Origin of the sequence: Streptomyces sp. NPDC052701, assembly GCF_040678355.1 — a bacterium.
Taxonomy (GTDB): Bacteria; Actinomycetota; Actinomycetes; order Streptomycetales; family Streptomycetaceae; genus Streptomyces.
Genome location: NZ_JBFATO010000030.1, coordinates 1 through 11,467, shown reverse-complemented (window position 1 = coordinate 11,467; position 11,467 = coordinate 1). Strand labels below are relative to the sequence as shown.

The 11,467-nt window shown below is 72.6% G+C and carries 12 protein-coding genes; 3 read left to right on the top strand and 9 right to left on the bottom strand.

The features are described 5' to 3' along the window. Positions 1–133: 133 nt before the first annotated feature. Positions 134–412 carry a glutaredoxin family protein gene (locus tag AB0L29_RS26885; protein WP_365830355.1) on the bottom strand — a complete coding sequence of 93 codons (279 nt, stop codon included), beginning with the start codon at positions 410–412 and terminating at the stop codon, positions 134–136. A gap of 151 nt (positions 413–563) precedes the next feature. Between AB0L29_RS26885 and AB0L29_RS26880 the strand changes: the two genes are divergently transcribed. The 3 genes from AB0L29_RS26880 to AB0L29_RS26870 all read left to right on the top strand — a co-directional run bounded on the left by AB0L29_RS26880 (position 564) and on the right by AB0L29_RS26870 (position 4,168). Continuing rightward, positions 564–1,481: an HAD-IB family hydrolase gene (locus tag AB0L29_RS26880; RefSeq protein ID WP_365830353.1), complete on the top strand. Its 918-nt coding sequence runs from the start codon at positions 564–566 to the stop codon at positions 1,479–1,481. A gap of 430 nt (positions 1,482–1,911) precedes the next feature. Continuing rightward, positions 1,912–2,691, top strand: a complete 780-nt coding sequence (locus tag AB0L29_RS26875) for an ECF subfamily RNA polymerase sigma factor, BldN family (protein ID WP_365830351.1) — start codon at positions 1,912–1,914, stop codon at positions 2,689–2,691. A gap of 235 nt (positions 2,692–2,926) precedes the next feature. Then, entirely contained in the window at positions 2,927–4,168 is a 1,242-nt protein-coding gene (locus tag AB0L29_RS26870) for a DUF5667 domain-containing protein (protein WP_365830350.1), read from the top strand. Positions 4,169–4,245: 77 nt separating this feature from the next. Here AB0L29_RS26870 and AB0L29_RS26865 read toward each other — a convergent pair whose 3' ends face one another. The 8 genes from AB0L29_RS26865 to AB0L29_RS26830 form a co-directional block, all read right to left on the bottom strand. Then, complete coding sequence (locus AB0L29_RS26865) at positions 4,246–5,304, bottom strand: lysophospholipid acyltransferase family protein (protein ID WP_365830349.1); 1,059 nt, start codon at positions 5,302–5,304, stop codon at positions 4,246–4,248. 14 nt (positions 5,305–5,318) lie between these two features. After that, positions 5,319–6,377 (bottom strand): NAD-dependent epimerase/dehydratase family protein, encoded by a 1,059-nt coding sequence (locus tag AB0L29_RS26860; protein WP_365830348.1) that lies wholly within the window; start codon positions 6,375–6,377, stop codon positions 5,319–5,321. A 258-nt stretch (positions 6,378–6,635) separates the two neighbouring features. Beyond that, positions 6,636–6,734, bottom strand: coding sequence for an AURKAIP1/COX24 domain-containing protein (locus AB0L29_RS26855; RefSeq protein WP_003948845.1), 99 nt, complete (start codon positions 6,732–6,734; stop codon positions 6,636–6,638). A 157-nt stretch (positions 6,735–6,891) separates the two neighbouring features. Next, on the bottom strand, positions 6,892–7,104 hold the full coding sequence (locus tag AB0L29_RS26850; protein ID WP_019981034.1) for a helix-turn-helix domain-containing protein: 213 nt from the start codon (positions 7,102–7,104) through the stop codon (positions 6,892–6,894). Positions 7,105–7,233: 129 nt separating this feature from the next. Then, complete coding sequence (locus AB0L29_RS26845; protein WP_365830347.1) at positions 7,234–8,049, bottom strand: phosphatase; 816 nt, start codon at positions 8,047–8,049, stop codon at positions 7,234–7,236. Between the two features lie 223 nt (positions 8,050–8,272). Further along, a complete protein-coding gene (locus tag AB0L29_RS26840; protein ID WP_365830346.1) occupies positions 8,273–9,445 on the bottom strand; it encodes an acetoin utilization protein AcuC in 1,173 nt (390 codons plus the stop codon). Continuing rightward, the gene (locus AB0L29_RS26835) at positions 9,396–10,628 is read right to left on the bottom strand and encodes an MFS transporter (RefSeq protein ID WP_365830345.1); all 1,233 of its coding nucleotides are present in this window, start codon (positions 10,626–10,628) and stop codon (positions 9,396–9,398) included. The genes AB0L29_RS26840 and AB0L29_RS26835 overlap by 50 nt, the downstream gene beginning before the upstream one ends. Positions 10,629–10,683: 55 nt before the next feature. Continuing rightward, positions 10,684–11,331 carry an HAD family hydrolase gene (locus tag AB0L29_RS26830; protein WP_365830344.1) on the bottom strand — a complete coding sequence of 216 codons (648 nt, stop codon included), beginning with the start codon at positions 11,329–11,331 and terminating at the stop codon, positions 10,684–10,686. Between the last annotated feature and the right edge of the window lie 136 nt (positions 11,332–11,467).

Below are 11,467 nucleotides of genomic sequence, written 5' to 3'. Positions count from 1 at the left end.
TGGAACCGGCGCACAAGGGCCACCGTTCCTTGTCTTCTGGGGGCAAAACCGCACACTCTCCTTACGCATCCCGCCCCCGAGACCACACCACCGTCGATCCTAAGCGACGTTCCGGCCACTTTGGACTGGCCGGTCAGTCCGTGAGGGCCCTGCGGAGGCGGTCCTCGTTCACGCGCCAGAAGGTGTGCTGCTCGCCGTCGACGAGGACGACGGGGATCTGCTCCCAGTACCGGTCGTGCAGCTCCCGGTCCTGGGTGATGTCCTTCTGCTCCCAGGGGACGCCGAGATCGGCACACACCTTCTCCACCACGGCCTGCGCGTCGTCGCACAGGTGGCAGCCGGGCTTGCGGATGAGCGTGACGAGCCGGTCCTTGGGGAGCCTGCGTCGGAAGAGGGGACTCATGCCGGCCATTCTCGCGCGGCGGCGCGCGGGAGGAACCCCGTGCGGCCCGCCGGGCGACGCGCCGTGCGGAGGAGCCCTTTAACGGCGCGGTCGCGGAGAGTTCACGGCCTCCCCGCCTCTCGGCTCCGGAACCGCCGGACGGACTGGCTATGCTCACGCCATGGCCGCTCTCGGATGGCTCACTCCCCGTAGGCGCTCCGCCACGGCGAGGAGCGTTTTGGCAGGCGAGGCCTCGGCGGAGGCCGCCCGCAAATCCTCCCAGGAAATCGCCGGCACGACCGCGGAACCGGAGTTCCCGGTCCACGGCGACGACCGGGCCGCCGCCTTCTTCGACCTCGACAACACGGTGATGCAGGGCGCCGCCCTCTTCCACTTCGGGCGGGGCCTGTACAAGCGGAAGTTCTTCGACACGCGCGAACTCGCCCGGTTCGCCTGGCAGCAGGCGTGGTTCCGGCTGGCCGGCGTGGAGGACCCCGAGCACATGCAGGACGCGCGCGACTCGGCGCTGTCGATCGTGCAGGGCCACCGCGTCTCCGAGCTGAAGTCGATCGGCGAGGAGATCTACGACGAGTACATGGCCGAGCGGATCTGGCCCGGCACGCGCGCGCTGGCCCAGGCGCACCTGGACGCGGGCCAGAAGGTGTGGCTGGTCACCGCCGCTCCCGTCGAGATCGCCCAGGTCATCGCCCGCCGCCTGGGGCTGACCGGCGCGCTCGGCACGGTGGCGGAGTCGATCGACGGCGTCTACACCGGCAAGCTGGTCGGCGAGCCGCTGCACGGCCCGGCCAAGGCGGAGGCGGTCCGCGCCCTGGCCGCGGCGGAGGGCCTGGACCTCTCGCGCTGCGCCGCCTACAGCGACTCCCACAACGACATCCCCATGCTGTCGCTGGTCGGCCACCCGTACGCCATCAACCCGGACGCCAAGCTGCGCCGGCACGCCCGCCAGATGGACTGGCGCCTGCGCGACTACCGCACGGGCCGCAAGGCGGCGAAGGTCGGCATCCCGGCCGCGGCCGGCGTCGGCGCGGTCGCCGGCGGCACGGCCGCGGCGATCGCCCTGCACCGCCGCCGCCGCTGAACGGCCGCGGTCCCGTCACCGGGGGCGCGCCACCCTCCGACCGGTCGCACCGGTCGCACCGGTCGCACCGGTCGCACCGGTCAACCTGATCACACCGGACCGGCGGCCCCGCCCCCGCCCCGAACCCGGCCGATCCGACTGGCGTACCCACGCAACCCGGTGTCCAGTCCCGTTGGCTGCACACGGCCACAACACGCCCCGCCTCCACCCCCAATCCGAACCTTTCCGATCAGCAATCGGTCATTCACCATCCCTCGATCGGGCGTCAATCGGTTACGGAAGCGACGTAACCGACGATTTGAGCAACTGGGTGTAGCAGCGCCTGCACGAAGCGTTATTCTCCTCAGACGCAAACCGGTGCCCCTCCGTCGCTACGACGGGTGAAAGGTCCCGCACTGCTCGTGATGGAAGCTCTGCCTCTGGGAGTCCCGTGTACCCACACGTCGGGGTTGACGCCTCGGGCCTGGCCACGCTGCGCGCAACGGTCAAATCGGTCCAAGGCCTGTTGCGCGGTTTCGTCCCCCCCGCGTACGCCGCCCCCGCCTTCGCCACCGTCACCCCCGTCGGCCCGTGCTACGCACTCGCCGACGGGAGCGCCGCGGTCGGCAGACGCGGGCGCTCGGCCGGAGCGCCCGCCGCCCGCCGCCCCGCCGCGGACAGCGACAGCGCCCGGATGATGGACCTCGTGGAGCGCGCCCAGGCCGGCGAGGCCGACGCCTTCGGCCGCCTCTACGACCAGTACAGCGACACCGTGTACCGGTACATCTACTACCGCGTGGGAGGGAAGGCCACCGCCGAGGACCTGACGAGCGAGACCTTTCTGCGCGCCCTGCGCAGGATCGGGACGTTCACCTGGCAGGGGCGCGACTTCGGCGCCTGGCTGGTGACCATCGCCCGCAACCTCGTCGCCGACCACTTCAAGTCCAGCCGCTTCCGGCTGGAGATCACCACCGGTGAGATGCTCGACGCCAACGAGGTCGAGCGCTCCCCCGAGGACTCCGTCCTCGAGTCCCTCTCCAACGCCACCCTGCTCGACGCCGTACGGCGGCTCAACCCCCAGCAGCAGGAGTGCGTGACGCTCCGCTTCCTCCAGGGCCTGTCCGTGGCCGAGACCGCCCGCGTCATGGGCAAGAACGAGGGCGCCATCAAGACCCTCCAGTACCGGGCCGTCCGCACGCTCGCCCGGCTCCTCCCGGAAGACGCCCGCTGACCGGTCCGCACGCTCGGCGACGCCCAACTCACTATCCGTGAAAGTCTGTTGACTTCTCCATCCGATCACCCGCGGTCCGTAACCCAAGTGCCGCGCCGCTCGTTGCACGGGATGCAGGCTCCCTGTGGTCACCCCTGGCCGACTCCGCTCGCTCGTTCGTGCGGACGCGGTCAGGGCGTGCGACCCTCAGGACCCCCTGGGGAGCCGACCGTCATGACGAGAGGAGGTGCCGCCAGTGATCGCGAACGTATCGGCGCACCGGCGGGCGAACGCCTTCGCCCAAGCCCTGGAGGAGCAGTCCGATCGGGGCCCGGCGGCCGAGCAGTCCGAAGGATCGCCACCGGCCCCGGCCGCTGCGGAACAGACCGGGCAGGCGCGTCTGCTGACGCTCGCCTCCGGTCTCGCCGCGCTGCCCGGACCGAAGCTGGACCCCGAGGTCAAGGCCGTCCAGCGGGCGCAGCTGGTGGCCGCCTTCGAGGCCATGCTGCAGGAGGGCACGGCGGCGGGCGAGGCGGCCGATCCTTCGGTCCCCGAGCAGCGTTCCCGGGGACGAGGCGCCCACCGGGCGGGGTCGCTGGGGAGGTTCCGGCCGCGTTCCCGCCTGGCCAAGAGCCTGACCGCGGGCGGGCTCGGCGTGAGCGTGGCCGCGGGCGCCCTCGGCGGAGTCGCCGCCGCCAGCTCCGACGCCCTGCCCGGCGACTCGCTCTACGGCCTCAAACGCGGCATCGAGGACGTCAGGCGCGGCCTGGCCGACGGCGACGACGAACGCGGCCGGGTCTACCTCGACCAGGCCTCCACCCGGCTCGGCGAAGCCCGCCGGCTGATGGAGCGCGGCCGCGGCGGGCCCCTGGACCACGAGTCGCTCGGCGAGATCCGCCGCGCCCTGTCCGGCGTGCGGCACGACGCGTCGGAGGGCCACCGGCTGCTGCGCGAGGCCTACGAACGCGACCCGGACTCCCTGGGCCCCATCCAGGCCCTCGACGCCTTCTCGCGCTCGCACCGCGACGCCTGGGGCGCGCTGCGCGAGAAACTGCCCGTCCAGCTCGGGGACGTCAGCGAGCAGGTGTCGTCCGTGTTCGACGCCATAGACGAAGACGTCGCCCCGCTGCAGTCCCTGCTCCCCAGGCCCCCGGCCGAGGGCGGCGGCCCGCAGGACGGGCGGCGCGGCGCTTCCGGATCGGCCTCCGCCGACTCGCCCGGCTCCGACCGCCCCCAGGCCCCGAGCTCCGGCAGCCGGCACACCGAGCCGGGCGGCTCCACCAGCGGCAGCCCCAGCGGGTCGGCCGGCTCCGGCGACGGCGACGGCCTGCTCGACGGCGACACCGGCGGCCTGCTCGACCCCCCGCAGGACACCGGCGCCAGCGCGTCGCCGTCCACGGGCGACGGCACGCCGACCACCGAGCCGGACGTCACGCTCCAGCCGCTCCTGCCCGACCTCCTGCCCGGCCTGGGCATCGAGGGCGAGAACGCGGACTAGCCGCCGGGTACGGCCAGGGGGCGCTCCCGCGCGAGGGGGCGCCCCCTCTCCGTACCCGGCGATGTACGCCCGCGGACTCAGAAGAAGACCGACCGGCGCTGCACCAGCAGCTTGTACAGCGTGTGCTGGATCTGCTCCCTGACCTGGTCGGTCAGGTTGAACATCAGCATCGGGTCCTCGGCCGCCTCCGGCGGATAGCCGTCCGTGGGGATCGGCTCGCCGAACTGGATCGTCCACTTGGTCGGCAGCGGGATCGCGCCGAGCGGACCGAGCCACGGAAACGTCGGCGTGATCGGGAAGTAGGGGAAGCCCAGCAGCCGGGCCACCGTCTTGGCGTTGCCGATCATCGGGTAGATCTCCTCGGCCCCGACGATCGAGCAGGGGACGATCGGCGTACCGGCGCGCAGGGCCGTGGAGACGAAACCGCCGCGGCCGAAGCGCTGGAGCTTGTAGCGGTCGCCGAAGGGCTTGCCGAGGCCCTTGAAGCCCTCCGGCATCACCCCGACCAGTTCGCCCTGCTCCAGCAGCCGCGCCGCGTCCTCCGCGCACGCCAGGGTGTGGCCGAGCTTGCGGGCCAGCTCGTTGACCACCGGCAGCACGAACACCAGGTCCGCCGCGAGCAGGCGCAGGTGGCGGCCGGCCGGATGGTGGTCGTGGACCGCGACCTGCATCATCAGGCCGTCCATCGGCAGCGTCCCCGAGTGGTTCGCGACGATCAGCGCACCGCCCTCGGACGGGATGTTCTCCACGCCCTTCACCTCGACCCGGAAGTACTTCTCGTACACCGGGCGCAGCAGGGACATCAGGACCTGGTCGGTGAGCTCCTCGTCGTAGCCGAAGTCGTCGACCTCGTACTCCCCCGTCAGGCGGCGGCGCAGGAAGGCCAGGCCGCTCGCGACGCGCCGCTCCAGACCGCCCTCGTCACGGGCGCCCCCGGACCCGGGCGACGGCTCCTCACGGTTCACGGGGACCTCCTCCTGCACACCGGCCCCGCCCGGCAGGGGCCGGACCTCGCGTACCGGCGCGGAGTCCGTGCCCGGGCGCCGGCTCCCCGCGCCCCGGCGCCGCGGCGGGCGGGACGCGGCGCTCCCGCGGGAGCGGTCGTCGTCGAACGGAATGACCTTGGCATCCGCCATCGTTGATGCGCTCCTCAGTTGGCGCTCTGCGTCGGGGGGTGACCGCCCAGGGCGGGCAGCGCGGCGATCCGGTCGACGGCCTCCGCGAGGGCCTGCGGCGGAAGCAGTCCGGGCCCGCGGCTGCGCGCGAAGTCCGCGAACGTCTCCGCAGTCGTGTACCTGGGCTCGAACCCCAGCGTCTCGCGCATCTGGGTCGTGTCGACCACCCGGCCGTGGGTCAGCAGCCGGATCTGCTCCGGCGAGAAGTCCGTCATACCCAGCGTACGCACCAGCGTGCCCGCCCAGGTGACCGCCGGCAGCAGCAGGGGCACGGTGGGGCGGCCCAGGCGCCTGGAGCACTGGGAGAGCGTCAGGACGCCGTCGCCGGCGATGTTGAAGGTGCCGCTGTTGAGCGTGCCCCGGCGCGGCTCGTGCGAGGCGATCCGCAGCACCTCGACCACGTCGCCCTCGTGCACGAACTGCAGCCGCGGGTCGTAGCCGAACACGGTCGGCAGGACGGGCAGCGAGAAGTACGAGGCGAGCGGGGTGTCCGCGGCCGGGCCCAGGATGTTGGCGAACCGCAGCACGCACACCGCCACGTCCGGCCGGCGCCGCGCGAAGCCCCGGACGTAGCCCTCGACCTCGCAGATGTCCTTGGCGAAGCCGCCGCTGGGCAGGGACTTGGGCGGGGTGGTCTCGGTGAAGACGGCCGGGTCGCGGGGCGCGGAGCCGTAGACGTTGGTGCTGGACTTCACGACCAGCCGCTTGACCGCCGGGGACTTCTGGCAGGCACCGAGCAGCTGCATGGTGCCGATGACGTTGGTCTCCTTCAGGGAGGTCCGGCTGCCGCTGCCCAGCGGTGTGCCGGTCACGTCCAGGTGCACGACCGTGTCGGCGCCCGACTCGGCGAGCACGCGCGCGATGGTCGGCTGCCGGATGTCGGCCTGGACGAAGTCGGCACCGCCCAGGTGGTGCTCGGGGGGAAGCGCGTCCACGGCGACGACCCGCTCCACCTCGGGGTCACGCTGGATCCGCCGTACGAACCGGCCCCCCAGCTGGCGGGCCACTCCGGTCACGAGCACGACCTTGCCCAAGATCAGCGCCTTCCTTCCAGGACGTCGTATCCCGCCGCGTTCCCCGTGGGGCCAACCTAGCGGGTCGTCGCCGCCCTGTGACGACCGCCCGAGGCCCGAGGCGACAAGTACACCCGGACATACGACCAGATCAGCCAGGGTGACCGTCCAGGTCCGCGCACGGGGTTCGACCCGCCGCACGCCGGCTCCGGACACACGTGTGGCCCCCCACCGGCCGGTGGGGGGCCACAGCACGCCCTCGCGGCGTCGCGTCGCGACTTACTTCTTGTTACGACGCTGGACGCGCGTGCGCTTGAGCAGCTTGCGGTGCTTCTTCTTGGCCATCCGCTTGCGCCGCTTCTTGATAACAGAGCCCACGACTACCCTCGCTCACTTCTCATCACTCGGTTGTTTGGGCGCCATGGGCCCACACGACCTACGAGGGGCTAGCCTACCCAACCGCGCGCCGAGGTCGTAATCGAGGGTGCCGGGGAGATCCGCGGACGTGCCCGGTGCGGACCTCCCCGCGTCGCCATCAGGCCGTTTCCACCCCCACATAGCTCTCGCGGAGGTAGTCGTGAACCGCTTGCTCGGGGACGCGGAAGGACCGCCCCACCCGGATCGCGGGCAGATGACCGCTGTGCACCAGCCGGTACACGGTCATCTTCGACACTCGCATCACCGAGGCGACTTCCGCCACGGTAAGGAACTGAACCTCGTTCAGAGGCCTTTCGCCAGCTGCAGCCATGACACACCTGAACCTTCCGCACTCGACGGCCACCGGCTTCCCCTTCCGGTGACTCTTCGTCGCTGCGTGCTCACTCCCCAGACTAGGGGCGGGTGATGCGAGTGGGGAAGAGGTGCACCCATCGGCGGCCTACTGTGACAGACACGCTCGATTGAGTACGTAGCGGGTCAACGGCCGGTAGTAAGCGGACCGCACGCCGTCATCAAGTGGAACGACGACGGACACGGACCCCTGGGCCTCCCCGACGAACAGCGCGGGGTCGTCCGTATCACCGAGCCCGATGGCCTCGAACCCCAGCTGACCTGCCCCGCAGACCCATCCGTGGTCCCCGATCACCAGCTCCGGCAGCGGCCCGCCGGCCTCGGCGGCCGCGGCCAGCGCGGTACGAACCGGGAGAGGCGAGTGCGTGTGCGCGCCGGGCTCACGACCGGGGCGTTCCGTGCCGGGCGGCCGCACCAGCGCGACTCCCCGTACGTAGTCGAGGTTGTACGTACGTAGACCGAACCGGGTCAATATGTCGACACAGCGACCCTGCGCCGGGGTGAGGACAGTACATCCCGCCGCCGACAGGGCGTCTGCCAGGGCGGCGTAGAAACCGAGCAGCCGATGGGGATGTCCGGTGCCGAGCAGGACGTGCGCACGGCGCCGGGCGGCCGCCCCGAGCCGCTCCGCGAAGGCGTCCAGGGCCCTCAGCGTACGCCCCGGATCGATCACGTCGTGACCGGATGTACGCCGGTGATCGGCCGAGACCCCGCACTTCTCCGCCATCAGCTGGATCAGCTCCCGCTGCCCCCAGCCCCGCCCGGGATCGATGCCGATCAGCACACGGGGGTCCCCTGCGGCGAAGAGCCGGTAGCTGCGCAGGCTCTCCTCCCGCGAGGTGGCCACGATCCCGGCGAGCCGGGCGGCCAGGAGGTGCGCGCGGAGGGCTTGGGGGGTGAGCACGGGTCGATGGTGGGGGACGGGGCACGCGCGTGCCACCGGAACCGCGGAACACCGCACGGCCGGCCCAGCGCGGCCCGACACCGCGGCGCCCGCGACTCCCGCGACTCCCGCGACTCCCGCGGGGACGGACGGCCGCCGGACCGCGCACCCGTACGACCCCGGCCCAGGTCCGGCCGCCGCTCCCGGCCGGCATCAGCTCACGGCGCTTCCCCGGGAGCCGCGCTCACGCCAGCATCCCCCGCAGCGGGAACACCGCCCGCCGGGCCGCCAGCACGGCCTGGTCCAGCCGGTCCGCCGGGTCGTACCCCGCCTCCCACGACGCCCAGGACACCGGCCACCGTCCGTCGGTCATCCGTGCCGGCGCCAACTGCCGGGTCCGCGCGAACACTTCCTGCCGCCACTCCTCGGGAGTCGTCGCCGTGGGCTCGATCTCCCGCCCCGCGGCGATCCCCACCAGATGCGTCCACGACCGCGGCACCACGTCCACCACGGCGTACCCGCCCCCGCCCAGCGCCACCCAGCGCCCCTCGGCGTGCTCGTGCGCCAGGTCGTGGCAGGCCGCCTGCACGGCCCGCTGCGCGTCCAGCGACACGGCGAGATGCGCGAGCGGATCCTCGAAGTGCGTGTCGGCGCCGTGCTGCGTCACCAGCACCTGCGGCCGGAAGTCGGCGATCAGCTCCGGCACCACCGCGTGGAACGCGCGCAGCCACCCGGCGTCCCCGGTCCCCGCCGGCAGCGCGACGTTCGCCGCCGAGCCCTCCGCGGCCTCTCCCCCGGTCTCCTCCGGCCATCCCGTCTGCGGGAACAGGGTCCGCGGGTGTTCGTGCAACGAGACCGTCAGCACCCGGGGATCGTCCCAGAACGCGGCCTGCACCCCGTCCCCGTGGTGCACGTCCACGTCCACGTACGCGACCCGCTCGGCACCCAGTTCCAGCAGCCGGGCGATGGCCAGCGACGCGTCGTTGTAGATGCAGAACCCCGACGCGCCCCCGGGCATCGCGTGGTGCAGCCCGCCCGCGAAGTTCACCGCGTGCAGCGCCTCCCCGCGCCACACCGCCTCCGCCGCCCCCACCGACTGCCCCGCGATCAGCGCGGACACCTCGTGCATCCCCGCGAAGGCCGGATCGTCCATGGTGCCCAGCCCGTACGACTGGTCCGCCGCCCCGGGATCCGCCGAGGCCGTCTTCACGGCCTCGATGTAGTCCTCCCGGTGCACCAGCCGCAGCGTCGACTCGCCGGCCGCCTTCGCGGCGACCACCTTCACCTCACGGTCGAGCCCGAAGGCGTCCACCAGCCCCCGGGTCAGGGCGAGCCGGACCGGGTCCATCGGATGGCCCGGACCGAAGTCATAGCCGGTTACCGCCTCGTCCCACATCAGCTGCGCGCGACCGCTCATGCCCGCCACCGTATCGGTCCGGTCCAGGAGCGAACGACCGGGCGTACACGAGCGTCACCAGTACCAACGCCATGGGGACGAGCATGGCCCCGCGATGGCTCCACACGTCCCCGAGCGCCCCGACCAACGGCGAACCGACCAGGAAACCCACGTAGTTGAAGACGTTGAGCCGCGCGACGGCCGCGTCCGAGGCTCCCGGGAACAGCCTTCCGGCCGCCGCGAAGGTCTGCGGCACCAGCACGCACAGCCCGAGCCCCACCAGCGTGAAACCGGCCGTCCCGGTCCACACCCCGGGCGCCCCCGCCACCACGGCGAACCCGCCCGCCGCCACCAGCGCCCCGCCCCGCACGACCGCCACGGCCCCGAACCGCCGCACCCCGAAGTCCCCGAGCGCCCGCCCCAGCAGGGTGGTGACCATGTAGGCGTTGTACGGAACGGTCGCCGCCTGCTCCGAGCTGCCCAGCACGTCCCGCAGGTACTTCGCGCTCCAGTTGGCGACCGTGGAGTCCCCGATGTACGCGAACGTCATCACCAGGCACAGCGGCAGCAGCCACCGGAAGGCGACGGCCCCGCCCCCGCCCGCCGGCTCCGCCCCGGGCCCCGCACCGCCGTCGGCGTACCACCGGCTCCCCACCACGACGGCCGGCAGCAGCACCGCGACCACCGGCAGGTACGACACCGCCGGCGCCAGGTGCCAGTGCGCCCCCGCCCACGCCAGTGAGGCCCCGACGATCCCGCCCAGGCTGTACGCGGCGTGGAAACCGAGCATGACGCTGCGCCCGTACGCCCTCTGCAGGCTCACCCCGAGCATGTTCATCGACGCGTCCAGCGCACCGACCGCGAGCCCGAAGACGGCGAGCGCGGCGCCCAGTTCGGCCATCCGCTCCCCGGCGCCGACCCCGAGCAGCGCCAGGAGCACGACGGGCTGGGACCACCGCAGCACCCGGCTCGGCGGCACCCGCCTCACCAGCCGCCCGGTCAGCACGCTCCCGACGCCGGCGAGGACCGGCACGGTGGCCAGGAAGGCGGGCAGCAGGGCGTCGGAGACGCCGTACCGGGCCTGGACGGCCGGGATGCGCGTCACGAGCAGCGCGAAGGCGACGCCCTGCGCGAGGAAGCCGAACGCCAGGGCCGCCCGGCCGCGGCGCAGCTCGGCCAGCACACCGGCCGTCCCGTCCGTCATGGCGGCACAGCGTAGGGCCCCGCCCTGCCCAGGGACAGGGAAAGGTGAGGACTGCTCAGCCTTTGAGCAGGGCCGCCAGCTCGCCCATGTCGGCGAAGAGGTGGGTGGCCCCCGTGAGCCGGGCGGCGGGGGTCATCGCGGTGTAGCCGTACACGTCCATCCCGGCCGCCAGCGCCGCCTGCACGCCCAGCGGGCTGTCCTCCACGACGACGCAGCGCTCCGGCGCGACGCCCAGGACGGCGGCGGCGTGCAGGAAGAGGTCGGGCGCCGGCTTGCCCCGCCCGACGTCCTCGGCGCTGAAGACCCGCCCGTCCTCGAACCACCGGTCCAGCCCGGTCGTCCGGTGGGAGAACCGGATCCGCGCGTGCCGCGCGGAGGAGGCCACGCAGTACGCGACGCCGCCGTCCCGCAGCCCGCCCAGGACCTCTTCCACCCCGGCCACCGGCCGCAGCTCCCGCTCGAAGGCGGCAAGGGTCCGTGCCAGCAGTTCCTCGTCGAACTCGCCGGGCAGTTCCACGCCATGCCGCTCGCGCAGGGTGTCGTGGATGCGGTGGACGGACCCGCCCATGTAGTCGCGCAGGGATTCCTCGTACGTGGTGGGATGCCCCAGCTCGGTCAGATAGCCGGCGAGAACGGCGTTGGCGAGGGGCTCGCTGTCGACGAGCACCCCGTCGTTGTCGAAGATGACGAGGTCGTAGCGCATGCCCAGACCCTAAACCGCGCCCATAACGCAGAAAACCCCGTACCGGTGAACCCGGTACGGGGTTTTCTCAAGAATTGTTCGGCGGTGTCCTACTCTCCCACAGGGTCCCCCCTGCAGTACCATCGGCGCTGTAAGG